Source organism: Bordetella tumulicola, from assembly GCF_965138755.1.
GTDB lineage: Bacteria > Pseudomonadota > Gammaproteobacteria > Burkholderiales > Burkholderiaceae_B > Bordetella_A > Bordetella_A tumulicola.
The window spans coordinates 1-15,500 of the sequence record NZ_CBCSFP010000019.1; the positions used below are offsets into that span (position 1 = coordinate 1).

The 15,500-nt window shown below is 60.4% G+C and carries 15 protein-coding genes; 13 read left to right on the forward strand and 2 right to left on the reverse strand.

Features of this window, described 5'->3' with window-relative positions; all coding sequences use genetic code 11:
• A partial coding sequence (locus tag ACNAZS_RS25960; protein ID WP_415793464.1) for a PQQ-dependent sugar dehydrogenase occupies positions 1–760 on the forward strand: 760 nt, incomplete at its 5' end.
• Between the two features lie 121 nt (positions 761–881).
• Here ACNAZS_RS25960 and ACNAZS_RS25965 read toward each other — a convergent pair.
• Positions 882–1,256, reverse strand: a complete 375-nt coding sequence (locus ACNAZS_RS25965; RefSeq protein ID WP_415793465.1) for a DUF423 domain-containing protein — start codon at positions 1,254–1,256, stop codon at positions 882–884.
• A gap of 326 nt (positions 1,257–1,582) precedes the next feature.
• On the opposite strand from ACNAZS_RS25965, the gene ACNAZS_RS25970 reads away from it, so the two are divergent.
• A complete protein-coding gene (locus ACNAZS_RS25970) occupies positions 1,583–1,960 on the forward strand; it encodes an RpnC/YadD family protein (protein ID WP_415793466.1) in 378 nt (125 codons plus the stop codon).
• 319 nt (positions 1,961–2,279) lie between these two features.
• Complete coding sequence (locus ACNAZS_RS25975) at positions 2,280–3,722, forward strand: MmgE/PrpD family protein (protein ID WP_415793467.1); 1,443 nt, start codon at positions 2,280–2,282, stop codon at positions 3,720–3,722.
• 48 nt (positions 3,723–3,770) lie between these two features.
• On the opposite strand, the gene ACNAZS_RS25980 is transcribed toward ACNAZS_RS25975, so the two are convergent.
• Positions 3,771–4,691 (reverse strand): LysR family transcriptional regulator, encoded by a 921-nt coding sequence (locus ACNAZS_RS25980; RefSeq protein WP_415793468.1) that lies wholly within the window; start codon positions 4,689–4,691, stop codon positions 3,771–3,773.
• A 167-nt stretch (positions 4,692–4,858) separates the two neighbouring features.
• Here ACNAZS_RS25980 and ACNAZS_RS25985 point away from each other — a divergent pair, with 167 nt between their 5' ends.
• From ACNAZS_RS25985 to ACNAZS_RS26030, 10 genes are read left to right on the forward strand one after another with little or no spacing between them, the layout of a single operon-like run.
• The gene (locus ACNAZS_RS25985; protein WP_415793469.1) at positions 4,859–5,878 is read left to right on the forward strand and encodes a tripartite tricarboxylate transporter substrate binding protein; all 1,020 of its coding nucleotides are present in this window, start codon (positions 4,859–4,861) and stop codon (positions 5,876–5,878) included.
• Between the two features lie 2 nt (positions 5,879–5,880).
• Positions 5,881–7,260: an MmgE/PrpD family protein gene (locus ACNAZS_RS25990; RefSeq protein ID WP_415793470.1), complete on the forward strand. Its 1,380-nt coding sequence runs from the start codon at positions 5,881–5,883 to the stop codon at positions 7,258–7,260.
• A gap of 11 nt (positions 7,261–7,271) precedes the next feature.
• Positions 7,272–8,078, forward strand: coding sequence for an N-acyl homoserine lactonase family protein (locus tag ACNAZS_RS25995; RefSeq protein ID WP_415793471.1), 807 nt, complete (start codon positions 7,272–7,274; stop codon positions 8,076–8,078).
• A gap of 46 nt (positions 8,079–8,124) precedes the next feature.
• Positions 8,125–9,525, forward strand: a complete 1,401-nt coding sequence (locus ACNAZS_RS26000; protein WP_415793472.1) for an MmgE/PrpD family protein — start codon at positions 8,125–8,127, stop codon at positions 9,523–9,525.
• Between the two features lie 43 nt (positions 9,526–9,568).
• Positions 9,569–10,921, forward strand: a complete 1,353-nt coding sequence (locus ACNAZS_RS26005; protein WP_415793473.1) for an MmgE/PrpD family protein — start codon at positions 9,569–9,571, stop codon at positions 10,919–10,921.
• 1 nt (position 10,922) lies between these two features.
• Positions 10,923–11,744 (forward strand): N-acyl homoserine lactonase family protein, encoded by an 822-nt coding sequence (locus tag ACNAZS_RS26010; RefSeq protein ID WP_415793474.1) that lies wholly within the window; start codon positions 10,923–10,925, stop codon positions 11,742–11,744.
• 49 nt (positions 11,745–11,793) lie between these two features.
• Positions 11,794–12,756: a Bug family tripartite tricarboxylate transporter substrate binding protein gene (locus tag ACNAZS_RS26015; RefSeq protein WP_415793475.1), complete on the forward strand. Its 963-nt coding sequence runs from the start codon at positions 11,794–11,796 to the stop codon at positions 12,754–12,756.
• 38 nt (positions 12,757–12,794) lie between these two features.
• Entirely contained in the window at positions 12,795–13,793 is a 999-nt protein-coding gene (locus ACNAZS_RS26020; RefSeq protein ID WP_415793476.1) for an NAD-dependent epimerase/dehydratase family protein, read from the forward strand.
• Entirely contained in the window at positions 13,790–14,686 is an 897-nt protein-coding gene (locus ACNAZS_RS26025) for an NAD(P)-dependent oxidoreductase (protein ID WP_415793477.1), read from the forward strand. Before ACNAZS_RS26020 ends, ACNAZS_RS26025 begins: the two co-directional genes overlap by 4 nt.
• A gap of 25 nt (positions 14,687–14,711) precedes the next feature.
• Entirely contained in the window at positions 14,712–15,479 is a 768-nt protein-coding gene (locus tag ACNAZS_RS26030) for an SDR family NAD(P)-dependent oxidoreductase (protein ID WP_415793478.1), read from the forward strand.
• Positions 15,480–15,500: the final 21 nt, after the last annotated feature.

The following is a 15,500-nucleotide window of genomic DNA, read 5'->3' on the forward strand; positions in this document are numbered from 1 at the left end:
GTTGTCGGAGGATGGGCGGGGGCTGGAGGATTTTGGGGTGATTTTCCGGCAACAACCGAAGTTGTCGACGGGGAATCATTTTGGTGGCCGGATGGTGTTTGGTCGTGATGGGTTGTTGTTTGTGGCTTTGGGAGAAAACAATCAACGGCCGACGGCGCAGGATTTGGATAAGCACCAAGGCAAGATTGTGCGGATTGGGGCGGATGGGTCGGTGCCGAAGGACAATCCGTTTGTGGGGCGTGCTGATGTGTTGCCCGAGATCTGGACGTACGGGATGCGTAATCCTCAAGGGATGGCGCTGAATCCGTGGACGGGTGAGCTTTGGGAGAGTGAGCACGGGCCGCGCGGCGGGGATGAGGTGAACGTCATTGCGCCGGGGAAGAATTACGGTTGGCCGTTGGCGACGTATGGGATTAATTATTCGGGTTTGCCCATTCCGGAGGCGAAGGGCAAGACGTTGAGTGGTGGGCAGGGGCCGTTGTATTGGTGGAAGAAGTCGCCGGCAATTAGCGGGATGGCGTTTTATGATGCGGACCGTTTTGCGGCGTGGCAGGGGTCGCTGTTTATTGGGGCGCTGGCGGACGAAACGTTGATTCGGCTGCAGCTAAAGGATGGGAAGGTGGTGGGCGAGGAGCGTTTGCTGCAGGATGAGGATGCGCGGATTCGCGATGTCCGTCAGGGGCCGGATGGCTATGTGTATGTGTTGACGGATGAGGATGACGGCAAGCTGTTGCGGCTGGCCCCGGCGGAGGTGAAGTAGGCTGCTGCGCGCTGTTAGGATCGAGATGATCGGTACTGCGGTTGTCAGTGCTGTGATTGTTGGCGTAGCGAGGGCTGAGGCGGCGATTGCAATCGCCGCCTAGGCGTCAGGAAGGTGCAATTTACGCCGCGCGCCAGGCGGCCCAGGCGACTAATGCCCAGGACACAAGGAAGGCGACGCCGCCAATCGGGGTGACGATGCCTAGCCAGCGCGTGCCGGTGAGGGCCAGGATGTACAGGCTGCCGCTGAAGAGAACGATGCCGACGAACATGATGAGGCCCGCAGTAGTAAAGAGGCTTGCGCCGTAGCGGGCGGCGAGTAGGGCGACGATGAATAGGCCGAGGGCGTGGATCAGGTGATAGAGCACGCCGGTTTGCCAGACGGCGAGCAGGTCGGCGCTGATCATTTGTTTGAGGCCGTGCGCGCCAAAGGCGCCCGCGCCGACGGCGGCGATCATGTTGAGGGCGGCCAGGATGATGAGCTGGCGGTCGGTCATGGGGGCGTCCTTAGTGATGTCGAGATGATGATGCCGAAGTGGAACCGGTTGTTGGTGACCGATGGCTGATTGTCGGTCGCTGATAAGCGATTATCGGTGATAAGGGAAAATAAAGTCTGTCGACAGCACTTGAAGCCTGTATTTACTGTTTCATCAGAAGGATTCATCGCCCGAGGTACTACGGGTTCAGGGCGTATCGTAGAGGGCTCGCTTAACCGCCCTCACGAAATGCTTTATGGCCCAACGCCCGGACTACGATAGTGTCTGGAAAGACGCCTTGTCTGCGTATTTCCCCGAATTCATGCAGATGCTTCGTCCGGATACGCATGCCCAAATGGGGATTCACGCGCGATAATAGGCGTACGCTATTTCGGGTCATCGATGCCATGCTGTATCTGCCAGATGACCTAGAACCCGTATTCGAAGCCGCTGTCATTCAAATCGAAGAGGAACACCAGATGACTTACGTGACCAGTATCGAGCGCGTGCGGCTCAAGCGCGAACGCGCTGAGGGCTTGGAAAAAGGCCGGGAAGAAGGCCAAATTAAAGGCGCTTCTGGGCTGCTGACAATGCAAATCACCAGTAAATTTGGCATGCTGCCAGATTGGGCGCGCGCTCGCATCGTCGAGGCCGATGAAGTCACGTTGAACCAGTGGGCACTGCGTATTCTGCAAGCTGAACGTCTCGAGGATGTGTTTTCCTGAGTCGAGATTGCGCCCGTCGCTAGGCGGGCTTGGATGTCATCGTCAGGCTATGGCGTACCCGTTCGGACCCCATGTGCCGGTCTTGTCGACGTAGCTGCACGATCAACTCATTGCTGAACTGAGATCATCTCTATTGTGACGCGTCGACCGTAGATCGTGGATATGTCCTCCCTTTAGTATTCCTGCAATAGCGAGTCTCGCTCGCATGGCGGCTACCCGTGTTCGACGCTTATGTCTACGTGGCCCTGTCAATGCGATCGAATGCGCTATGGAATCTAATCAGGGTCACAGCATGGGGCCCGCAGCTGGAGTATCTGGTGTGGACGATTTGGACTCGTGGAAGGTGCTTGCACGCGAACATCGCGGCATTACTCAGGAACTTGCCGCTTTTATCGCAGGGCTCCAAGCGTCGGACGTAACGTCGCAAAGTCGCGACGTGTTGTCGAAGGCCTTGATCGACGCATTGGGCTGTGGTCTGTATGGGTTGACTACGCCGTGGGGCCGAATCATGGCCGATTTCGCGCGCGAGCAGCAAGGGCCCGCCGAGGCGGCGTTGTGGGGCGGCGGCGTACGGGTCAGTGTGGGTAACAGCGTATTGTCCGGCGGCACGGCAATACACAGTTTCGACTTTGATGATCATAGCCGTGCGAAGATTCATCCAGGCGCACTGGTCGTGCCGGTGGCGTTGGCCCTGGGTGAGCGCGAACGGGTGACCGGGAACGTGATTCTGGCGGCCATGGCCGCGGGTTATGAGACGATGAATCGCGTTAGCCAAGCAGCCAATCCGAGCCGGACACGCATGCGTGGCTGGCATCTTACCGGAACCACCGGCACGCTCGCCGCCGCGGCGACCGCGAGTGTCATTCTTGGACTGGACGCGACCACAACGGCGAGTGCGCTGGGCTTGGCGGGCACTCAGTCCGCAGGTACGTGGGCATTTACCGCTGATGGGGGTATGAGCAAGCGCATGCATCCGGGTAGATCGGCCCAGGCGGGTGTCATGGCGGCACTGTTGGCGCAGCGTGGCTTCGAGGGGCCTCGCTACATCCTGGAGGCGGAAGATGGGGGGCTGCTGTTTGGCATGTCCGATACACCACGGCCGGCTTTATTGACTGAGGGGCTGGGTACCCGCTGGCATACCGACGAAACCTGCTTCAAGCCACATGCGTGTTGCGGTAGCAACCACGCCTGCGTCGATGCGGCACTGGCGCTGATGCGAGAGCATAAGCTCGATTTAGCCGATATCGATCGCATCGTGGCGGGTGTCGCGAGGGTGGTGAACACGCAGACGGGTTTTGTTTATAGAGCCGATTCGGTACTGAATGCGCAGATGAGTCTGCAGTACAACATCGCCGTGGCATTGTGTGATGGCCAGGCTTATCTGGAGCAATTTACGCCCGAACGTATTGTCGAGAAACAGGTTGTCGCGCTGGCGAGTCGGGTCGAGATTGAGATCGATCCCGCCATTGATCAGGCCTATCCCGAGATCTACGGGGGCAAGGTGACGCTTGTGACGCGTCAGGGTCAGACGCTGGTGCGCCAGGTCGATTATTCGCGGGGCATGCCGGAGAATCCGATGTCGCACGCGGAGATCGAGAGCAAGTATTTGTCGTTGGCAACGGCGGCGATTGGGGCTGATGCCGCCGCCGATATTTTGGCGCTGGCCAATACGCTCTTTGACGCGGCGTCGGTGAATCCGTTGGCAAAGCTGCTGGCGCAAGCGTCGGTGACGCCAAGTACGGAATCGTTCGTTGCTGCGTGATCCTGTAACGGATACGTCTATTGCGGCGTGATCCGACAATGACTCCATTCACTGTAATGTGATTTTGTCCCAGTCGGGATCGCTGGGAATCAGGTCGCGCAGAAAGTCGACAAAGGCGCGAACCTTTGGCGATAGATTTCGTCCGGGCAAGTAGACGACCGAGACAGGTGGGCCGATGCCAGCGTAGTCGGTCAGGACGCACTGTAGTTTGCCTTCACGAATCGCCTCGGCGGCGATGAAGTTGCTGATCATGGCGATGCCCAGGCCGGATGTGGCGGCTTCGAGCAGGGATTCCGCATTGTTGAAGTTGAGGCGGCCGGACACGGTTTTGCTGAAGGGTTTTCCGTCGTGGACGAATTGCCATTCGCGATAGCGTCCCGTATGCATCAGGACGTAGGCGAGGCAATGGTGCCGGTCGAGTTCGTCCGGCGTGAGGGGTGCGCCGTGACGCGCGAGGTATTCGGGCGAGGCGCAGGCGACGAAACGCAGGTTGCACAGTCTGCGTGCGATGAGGCGGGCGTCGGCCGGCTCGCCGATGTGTACAGCTGCGTCGATGCCTTCGTAGGCGAGATCGACCGTCCGGTCGCTGAGTTCGGCGTCCAACACCAGGGCGGGATGCTGTTCGATGAATTGACTGAGCGCGGGCACGATGACGCGCCGGCCGAAGCCCACAGGCATATGCACGCGTAGCCGGCCGTGTGGGCTGGATGTGGCGCGATTCAACACGTTTTCGGCATCTTCGATCTGCGCCAATACCTGCAAGCAATGCTCGAAGAAGCTGGCGCCATCGTTGGTCAAGCCCACCGAGCGTGTCGTGCGGTGAAGCAGCCGTACGTTGAGTTCTTGCTCTAACCGCGTGATTGCTTTGCTGACCGCGGATGACGTCAGGCCGAGCCGTTTGGCGGCCTCGGTAAAGCTTCGAGTTTCGGCGACTCGCACAAAGACGCGCAAAGCGTTCAGGTTTTCCACGCGGTTGTCTCCTGGTTTTCTGGTGAACTAGTTTAGTGAATTTGATTCACTAGTATTTTGAATTTTTAGTAATTGATCTGTTTTTATAGCGTAATTAGACTGCAGACATCAATAAATACTTAAACGCGCAAGCACTGCAGGCACGTGTTAATCGGGAGACAAAAGTGGTGTGTGGATCCGGAACCAAGAGCACGGCCTCCTTGATGTGGGCGGGGCGAGCCCTCATCGCCGCATTGGCGCTATTCCTGTGCGGCGGCGCCGCGCAGGCGGCGGCAGAGTCGGCAGGATCCTTTCCGGCTCGTCCCGTGACGCTGATTGTGCCGTTTCCGCCGGGCGGCGGTACCGACATTTTGGCGCGGCCCCTGGCGCAGCGGTTGGGCGAATACTGGGGTCAGTCGATGGTGATCGAAAACCGCGGCGGAGCAGGGGGCAACGTAGGTGCCGCGACTGCGGCACGGTCCGCATCGGACGGCTACACCTTGCTGTTCACCCCGGTCATCACGCTCGCCGCCAACCAGAGCCTGTACAAATCGGCTGGGTACGACGCCGTGCGCGATTTCACCGCCGTCACGATGTTGGTCAGCACCCCGAATATCCTGGCAGTGCCGTCGTCTCTGCCGATCAAAACCGTGAAGGAATTGCTGGACTATGCCCGTGCCCATCCCGATGAGTTGAACTTCGCTTCGCCGGGCAACGGTACGCCACCCCACCTGGCCATGGAGATACTCAAGCGCATGGCCAACGTCAAGATCACACACGTGCCTTATAAGGGTACCGGTCCCGCCGTCACCGATCTGATCGCCGGACGGGTTCAGGCGATGATGGTCAACGCCCCGGTGGCACTGCCGTATATGAAATCCGGCCAATTGCGCGGACTGGCCACCACCAGCGCGAAGCGACCGTCTTCGGTCGGCGATCTACCCACACTGGACGAAAGTGGCCTGAAGGGCTATGAGGCTGACACATGGTATGGCCTATTCGCGCCGGCCGGCACGCCACACGCCATCGTTGCAAAAATCAACGCCGACGTAGCCCGAGCATTGAATTCGCCTGACATCAAGACGCTTTTCGCCGAGCAGGGCGCTGAGGTGGTGGGCGATAGCCCCGAGTCGGCTTCCGCACGGGTGAGCGACGACGTGATCAAGTGGCGCGATGTCATCAATGCCATCGGCCTTCAGGTGGATTGATCGTGCAGGCTTTATCCACAGTTTCCCGCAAAGCAGACACATCTCCACTGACCGTGGTCCTGGGACGTTTCGTCGCCGATGTGCGGGCCGAACACCTGCCTTCGGATGTGACGCGGGCTGCATCTTTGCGCGTGCTGGACACATTGGCGGCAGCCGCCAGCGGTGTGCAACAGGGCACTCATCTGGGGCTGTTGGCACTACTGCCTGGCGATGGCCCGAGTCCTATCTGGGGTACCGCAGTCGGACGCAGCCTGCGCGATGCCGTCATCATCAATAGCGCGGTGTCGCATTCCACCTATTTCGAGGATGGTTGCCGTTACACCGGCGGGCATCCCTCATCGGCGCTGATCCCGGCGGCGTTCGCGCTGGCCTGTGAGCGCGGGGTGTGTGGCGCAGAGCTCGTCGCTGCCATCGTCGCGGGATACGAGGTCTTCCTGCGCCTGGGGCGTGCCATCTATCCGTCTACGGTCGAGCGCGGCTTCCAGAGCACGGCAATTCTGGCGGCGCCCGCGACGGCGGCGGCTGCCGCCGTGTTGCTGCGCCTGCCCGCTGACCGGGCCGCGCATGCCATCGCCATCGCTTGCAGCCACGGCGCGGGCCTGAAGATGGCATTGAAGAATGCGGGCAGCCAACCTCTGCAAGTCGGCCGCAGCAGCGAAGGCGGCTTGCTGTCGGCTTTGTACGCCGCGCAGGGAGCCGACGGCGTCCCCGAGGTGATCGAGCAAGGCTTCTTCAAGGCCTACGCGGCCAACGCGCGAGCTGACCTCGTAACCCATGAGTTGGGTCTGGAATGGGGCATCGGACAGACCTACCTGAAGATGCATGGCGGCTGCCGCGGCAACCACGCGCCGGTGGATACGGCGGTGGCCTTGACGCGTGAGTACGGCGTGGTGCCACGGGACATCGTGTCCATGGATGTGCGGGTGGATACCGTCACGTTGGCTGCCGAGGTAGCCGCGCCGGCCAACGCCGACCAGGCCAGGTTTTCTATCGCGTTTTCCATCGCGGTGAGGCTGCTCAAGGGCGACGCCATGCCCGCGCGCTACACCGATGCCACGCTGCAAGACCCCCAGGTGCGCGCGTTGATGGCACGCATCCGGGTGAGCGCCGACACCGCTCTGGATGCCGGGTTTCCTGACAGGCGCGGCGCGGTGATCCGTGTGTGCACTACCACTGGAAACCAACTGGAATACGCGCTGGACCGTGCGCTGGGCGAGCCGGAGCAGCCCTATGCGAACGATGACGTTGAACGCAAGTTCGACCTGACTGCGGGCACGCTGTACGGCGCATCCGCGGACCGGATCAAGGCGCTCGCGATGTCACTGCCGTCGCTGCAGGACGTCAAGGCACTGAACGACCTGTTGCAAGCCAACCCTACCTGATGAAGACACAGATGAGCCATACGACATTGCCCGACTACGAGGTTTATGCCATTCGCTACGGCACGCGCGATGCCAAGCGAACCAATAACTTTATTGGCGGCGATCCGCACGATGCGCCGATGCCCATGGACTATTACCTGTGGCTGGTGCGCGGCGACGGCCGGGAGTTCGTGGTCGATACGGGCTTCGGCGCCGAGGTCGCGAAAAAGCGCGGCCGCACGCTGTTGCGCCATCCGGCCGAAGGCCTGGCCCTGCTGGATGTGGACGTGGACACGGTCGAGGACGTGATCATCACGCATCTGCATTATGACCACGTGGGTACGTTCGACAGTTTCCCGGCCGCGCGTTTTCATTTGCAAGACGACGAAATGTACTACGCCACCGGCCGTCATATGCGCTATCGGCAGTTCAATCACGGTTATGAGGCGGACGAGGTAATTGGCATGGTGCGTCTGGTCTACAAAGACCGAGTGTGCTTTCACAAGGGAAGCGCCGACCTGGCTCCGGGGCTCAGCATTCACCGCATCGGCGGCCACACGCATGGCCTGCAATGCGTGCGCGTGCACACCAAGCGCGGCTGGATCGTGCTGGCGTCGGACTGCAGCCACTACTACGAGCATTTCGAAAAGAAGCGCGCCTTCACCACCGTGTTCCATGTGGGTGAAGTGATCGACGGATACAACAAGCTCGACATGTTGGCCGACAGCCCGAAGCACATCGTGCCCGGCCATGATCCTCTGGTCATGCAGCGCTATCCCGCAGCCTCCGACAAGCTGGCCGGTATCGCCGTCCGCCTCGATGAAGAGCCTACTTACTGATGTATTCCCCGATCCGCAAACTTGTTCAATTAGCAAAGGCATTCCGATGAGTAGTTCGCAACCTCCGCTTCTAACAAACGCCACTCGCGACCTGGCTCGTTTCGCCGCGCAGCTGCGCTACGAGGATATTCCCACCGAGGCCGTGGACCGCATGAAGACCAGTCTGCTCGACAGCATCGGCTGCTGCCTGTACGGGGCGACTCTGCCGTGGACCCAGCGTGTGCAGGCCATGGCCGAGGCCGAACAAGCAGCGCCCGTGGCCAGCCTGTGGGGCAGCGGCCGCAAGACGTCGATTGCCAACGCAGTACTGGTCAATGGCACAGCGGGGCATGCTTTCGAGCTGGACGACATCCATAAGGAATCGATCGTGCACGCGGGCTCGATCGCCGTGCCGGTGGCCTTGGCCTATGCCGAGCGCGACGGCAACTGGAACGGGCGCGACCTTATTGTTTCCCTGGTGGCCGGCTACGAAATCGGCACGCGTGTAGGCAATGCCGCCACCATGAGTCTGTTCTACCGCGGCTTTCATCCGCAAGGCACCTCCGGCGTGTTTGTGGCGGCGGCATCAGCGGGCAAGGCGCTCAAGCTCGACGCGGACCCCATGCAGCATGCCCTTGGCATTGCGGGCTCGCAGGCCGGCGGCCTGATGGCCGCGCAGGAAGGCGCCATGGTCAAACGTTTCCACGCCGGGCGCGCCGCGCAGAGCGGCGTGTATTCGGCGGAACTTGCCAATCGCGACTTCACCGGCATCGTCGATGTCCTGGAGGCCAGCTATGGCGGCTACCTCAGCTCGTATTCCGACAAGCCTAACGCCGCGCGCCTGACCGATGGCCTGGGCGACGTCTGGGAAACCGCAAAAGTGGGCTATAAGCCGCACGCCAGTGTGACCAGTATCCACGCCGCGCTGGACGCACTGACGCATATCATGCGGTCCAACGACTTGAAGGCGGCTGACTTGGCCTCGATCCGAGTCGGGGTCAGTCACATGACCTATGTGCACTGCGCCTGGGAATACAAGGCGCAAGGCGTGACGGCCGCGCAGATGAACCTGTACTACGGTCTGGCCGTGATCGCGCACGATGGCGTGGCCTTCGTCGATCAGTACGACGAGAAGCGCCTCTCCGATCCAGTGCTGCTGGACCTGGTTGCGCGCATCCAGGCCTACGAAGACGCGGAGATCGAGGCCATGGGTCCGGCGTTTCGTCATGCCGCCACGGTCACGGTAAAGACGCGCGACGGTCGCGAGTTGACCCACCGCATCTTGAACCGGCGCGGCAGCCCCGAGAACCCGATCTCTGCCGACGACGTGGAATACAAGTTTCGCAATGTCGTCCGTTCCTGTCTGTCGGCGGACAAAATCGATCGCCTGGTGGAGTTGGCCAGGCGGCTGGACACGCTGTCCAACCTGGACGATTTGATTTCCATCGTGAGCGCGCCCCGCGCCTGACTTTTTCTTCTATTACTGCCCTTCAACACATCACAAAACCACCATGCCAAAAACGATCGCTGAACAACTCGCCTCACATTTCTTCAAATTCAACTACGACGCCCTGACGCCGGCGACCCGTACAGCGGTCAAGCGCCTGTTGCTGGACTACCTGGGAGTGGGTGTGGCGGGCAGCCAGACCGGTAGTGGCAAGGTTGCGCGCGAGTTCGCTACGTCTACCGGCGGGTTCGAACAGGCCACCCTGATCGGCGACGGCCGCCGCGTACCGGCCATGCAGGCCGCGCTGGCCAATGCGATTTCCTCTCACAGCGTCGAACTGGACGACATTGACGTCCTGGCGCTGTTTCATTTCAGCCCCCCCGTGTATTCGGCGGCGCTGGCCACGGCCGAGCAGAAGGGCAAGGACGGCCGCGCCCTGGTGACTGCGTTAGCGGCCGGCTGCGAAATGATGGAACGCCTGAGCAAGGCGGCCAACAATTCTCTGCGCAATCGCGCCTACCACACCACGCCCACTTGCGGAATCTTCGGTGCCACGATTGCTTCCGGCCTGTTGCTGGACAATAGGGAAGAACAGATCGTGTCGTCGCTAGGCCTGGCGGGCGCGCAATCGGGTGGCCTGATGGAAATGTACGGCCCTTCGATGCAGAAACGATTTAACCCCGGCCCAGCCTCGCGCAGTGGCGTGACCGCTGCCGCCATGGCCAATCTGGGTTTTACCGGCGCGGCCACCATTTTTGAAGGTGAGCGCGGCTGGCTGGCGGCCTTTACCGATACGAGCGACGCTGCACAACTGACACTCGACCTGGACAAGCCTTACCAGTTGGACATCGAGTTCAAGCCCTACTCGTGCGCGCGTCCGATCCATAACGCCATCGACTGCGCGCTCGATATCCGCAAGAAGCATGCGCCCGACCTGAACCGCATCAAGAGCATGACCATGGCGCGTCATTCCGACTGGGCGCTGTACCACCAGAATACCCAGCCTCAGACTTATCATGAGGCGCAGGTAAGCCTGCCGTACTCGGTGGCGGTTGCTTTCACCGATGGTCAAGCACTGTTCCCGCAGTACAACAACGCGCGCTTGAAAGAGCCCATGCTGATCAGGCTTTCCGAAATGCTCAAGATCACTGTGGACGACACGCTGCCGCGCGGCGTGTCGTGCAAGCTGACAGTGGAAATGGAAGATGGCGCCAAGTACGTGTCGCAGGTCGACTATCCCAAGGGCTCGATCCAGAATTCCATGTCCGACGACGAACTACGAATCAAGTTCGACAGCCTGACGATCCCGGTGATCGGCGCGTCGCGCTCGGCCGAGGCGGCCGATATGGTGGCGAATATCGAACAGTGCAAGGATATCGGCCTGTTGATGCGCCTGCTGGCGCCGGCGGGAAACTGACATGAGCCAGGTTCGGACGGCCGGGGAACTGCCCTTGTACGAGGTGTACGCGCTGAAGTACGCGACACGGGCGGCTCGGCGTTGCGCGAATTTCGTTGGGGGAGATCCCCACGACGCGCCCATGCCGCTGGATTACTACGTCTGGGTCGTGCGCAATCGCGAGCGCCTGGTCTTGGTGGACACCGGCTTTTTCCAGGACATGGCCGACAAACGCCATCGCACCCTGTTGCGCACGCCGACCCAGGCGCTGGAACTGATCGGTATCAAAGCGGCCGATGTGCGTGACATCGTCATCACCCATATGCACAACGACCACGTTGGCACGTTCGACGCCTGGCCCAGTGCGCGCTTCCATTTGCAGGACGCCGAGATGGATTATGCGACGGGCCGACACATGGCGTGCGAGGTGCACAAACGAGCCTACGAGCCTGACCACGTAGCGGGTTTGGTCCGGCTGGTCTACGGCGATCGCGTCGCGTTTCACGACGGCGACGACGACATCGCCCCCGGCATCAGCGTGCACCGCGTGGGCGGCCACACGGCAGGGTTGCAGGTGGTGCGAGTGCATACGGCGCGGGGCTGGGTCGTGCTGGCGTCCGACGCCAGCCATTTCTATGAGCATATCCAGCAGCGCCGCAGCTTCACGTTGGTGTTCCACATGGGCGATCTGTTCCAGGGCTACGCGCGTATCGAGGCGCTGGCGCAGTCACCCGACCACATCATTCCCGGCCATGACCCGCTGGTGATGGAGAAGTATCCGCCCGCAAGCCAGGAACTAGCCGGGATCGTAGCGAGGCTGGACGTGCCGCCGATAAAACAGTAGCCACTGGATTCGGCCGGCAATCAACCATAAAAAAATCAGGAGACATGCGATGAAAAAGTTGGCTTTGGTGTTTTGCTGGGCATTGGCGTTGGCTTTACCTTTGGCCGCCCAGGCGGATTATCCCGATCGGCCTATCAAGCTCATTGTCCCGTTCCCTGCGGGCAGCGGCACAGATACGGTGGCAAGGGAATTGGCCGAAGAAATGGCGAAGGATCTGCGTCAGCCGATCGTGGTGGACAACAAACCAGGCGCGCAGGGCATCATCGGCGTGAATGCGGCTGTGGATTCGCCACCGGATGGTTATACCTTGGTCATGCTGGGCGTGACGACCGGGGCCAGCAACGTCACGCTGTTCAAGAAATTGCCCTATGACCCGATGCGTGACCTGACTCCCATTGGCATGATCGCGGAGTCGCCTATCGTGCTGGTGGCGGCCCCTCAATTCGGGCCGGACAGTACGAAAGAGTTGTTCGAGCTTGGACGCAAAGAGCCAGGCAAGCTGACCTATGCCTATGGGTCGGGCAGCGCGCAGATCGCGGCCGCGAAGCTGGTCGACATGGGAGGGATCGAGACGGTCGGCGTGGCGTACAAGGGGTCGCCGCAAGCGCTGACGGACGTGATGTCCAGGCAGGTGGATTTCATGTTCGTCGATCTGTCCTTGGCCATCCCTCAGATTCAAGGCGGGAAACTGAAGGCCCTGGGGGTCACGACAGCGTCGCGGTTCTCGATAGTGCCTGACATTCCGGCCATCAATGAGTCTGGTGCGCCAGGGTATGAGCTAGTCGTCTGGTTCGCCCTGGGCGGGCCCGCGAACATGCCGAAACCGGTGGTCGATCGTCTTTCGGAATCACTGAAGCAGGCGCTGTCCAGCAAAAAGCTCCAAGGCAAGTATGCGAACCATGGCTTGGCGGTAAAGCTGTCCACGCCGGACGAGTTCGGAAAATTTCTAAAGAGCGAAATCAGCAATTGGGGCGACTTGATCCGTAAAGCCGGAATTACGCCTCAGGGTTGAGACCATTTTCAAACATCACGTAGACAGGGACAAAGGCCATGGAAATTTCTGGAGGTCGGTTCGCCATTACCGGTGGGGTCAGTCTGATTGGCTCGCACATCACTGAAGCGTTGTTGTCGCGCGGTGCGGAACAAATCATTCTGTTCGACAATTATTCCCTGAGCACGCCGGAAACAGTCGGTGATTTGCTCAAGAACCCCCGAGTCAGGGTCGTGCGGGGAGACATCCTTCGTATCGGCGAACTCTATGACGCCTTCGAGGGCGTGCAAGGGGTGTTTTCTGTCGCGGCTTTCTTGACTTTGCCGTTGTCGAACAATCCCGCGCTCGGTCTGGCCGTGAATGTGCAAGGACAGAACAACGTCCTCGAGGCGTGTCGTTACCAGGGCGTGAAGAAGATGGTCTTCTCATCGTCCACGGCGGTATACGGCGAGCCGATCCAAGGGGTCATGGACGAAACCACGGCGTCCAATCTGGCGCCTTTCCAACCCGCGGCGGCGTTGTATTCGGCATCCAAGCTCATCGGCGAGCATCTGAACAGGTATTACCACCAGAAACAGGGGCTGCAGACGATCTCACTGCGTTATGCCACGGTGTACGGCGAACGCCAGCACTACCGTGGCGTCAACGCCCTGTACATCGTGGAGAACTACGACAGGATCAAGCGAGGAGAGCGTCCCATCATTCCCGACGACGGAAAAGAAGTCCATGACTACATTCATGTTGCGGATGTGGCCCGCGCCAATGTTCTGGCCATGGGGTCCGATGTTTCGGGTGAAAGCATGAACGTGTGCACCGGGGTCGCCACGACCTTGAATGACGTGGTGAACACGCTGCTCAAGGTCATGAAGTCCGACCTGAGGCCTGAATACCGTACGCCGACGCAAGGGGTACGCGCTTCGGTGGGTACGCACCTGGCGTTCAGCCGAGAAAAAATCGAGCGCCTGCTGGGTTGGAAGCCCGAGGTGTTGCTTGAAGAGGGCATTCGCCGTCTGGTGGCTTGGTGCGAACAACGGGATGCTGCCAAGAGGAACGGATGATGGACAAGCTGACCGTGGCGGTGGTTGGCATGGGCCAGATGGGCTCGGCCGTGGCGCTCAATCTGAAAGATAAAGGATTTGACGTTATCGGCTGGGACATTGTGCCGGCTGTGCGCAAGCGCGTTGCATCGCAAGGCATGCAGGTCGAAGAAACGCTGTCAGACGCGTTGAAGGGACGTACCTATGTGCTGAGCAGCTTGCCGAACGGCGCCGTCGTCAGGGAAAGCTGGTTGGGCAAGGCGGGATTGGTCGAACTGGCTGATGCGGGCGCAACCCTTATCGACCTGAGCACGGTGGAGCCGTCTGCGATGCGAGAGGTCGCCAACGGCGCCAAGGGCCGTGGGTTGAAGGTCTTGGATTGTCCGGTCAGCGGTGGTCCGGTCGAGGCACGCGCGGGAAAGCTCATCGTGATGGTGGGTGGCGAGACCACGGTGATGGAGCAAGCGTTGCCCTTGTTGGAAGCCTTGGGTCCGACGATCCGGCACACAGGAGATGTGGGGTCGGCCAAGGTAGTCAAGCTGATCAATAACACCATGGCAATGGGAAATCTGTTGGTCGCCTGCGAGGCCTTTTCGCTGGGTGAGGCCTTGGGCGTGGATTCGGCAACCTTGTTTGATGTCCTGTCGGAAAGCGGTGGCCGCTCGATGACATTCACCAAGCGGTTTCCACTCGCACTGAAGGGAGATTTCGAACCGCGTTTCAAGTTGGCGTTGGCGGAAAAAGATTTGGCACTGGGCTTGTCGATGGCCAAGGATTTGGGAGTGCAAGTTCCGACAGCCACTTTGGCGCGGGATATGTTTGGCCAGGCGTTGGAAGAAGGGTACGGAGAAAAGGACGCAGTGGCACTGCTTGCCATGTACCGAAACAGAATTGGACAGCAAGCCGGGAAATGAACAAGACGACCAGGAGATGAAAGCAATGGGCAAGCATGCGGTGGTTACAGGCGCGGCGTCGGGCATCGGGGCGGATTGCTGCCGGGATTTGTTCGAGCGCGGTTATACGGTCTTTGGGCTGGATAGGGACGAGCAGAAACTGAACCAGGTGGAGGAAACGGCAAAAGGTACGTCGGGGAAATTCATTCCTATTGTCTGCGACACCTCGAGCAGCGCGTCCGTGGCGCAGGCCTTTGAACACATCCGTGCCGCGACGAGTGCGGTGGATGTACTGGTGTGCTCGGCCGGTGTATTCCGAACCGGCGCGTTGATGGAACTTTCGGAATCGGATTACGACGCCTTGTTCGACATCAACACCAAGGGATGTTGGCTGACGGCGAAGGCCGCCCATCCTTTGCTCAGGCGCGCGGCGACTCCGGATGCGCCAGCCCGAGTGGTATTCGTGGCATCCGCCGCGGCGTTTCGGCCCAAGACGGGAGGCGGCGCCTATGCCGCGTCGAAAGTCGCATTGACCTACATCACGCGGGTGCTCGCGGTGGAGTTGGCGAATCAGTCGATTCTGGTGAATGCCGTGGCGCCGGCGACCGTGGATACCCCGCTCGTGCATCAATTGGTGGCCGATGCCGCGACTAGCGGCTATCAGGTTTCGGGCGTTTCGCCCTTGGGTAGGGTCGCGCAGCCATCCGATGTCACGTCGGTGATTCGCTTCTTGCTTGGTGATGATTCGCGCTATATGACGGGCACGATCATTCCCATAGACGGAGGTTCGGTCGCAGCGGTTTTATCAAAATAAAAATGACGGAAGGAGGAGAAA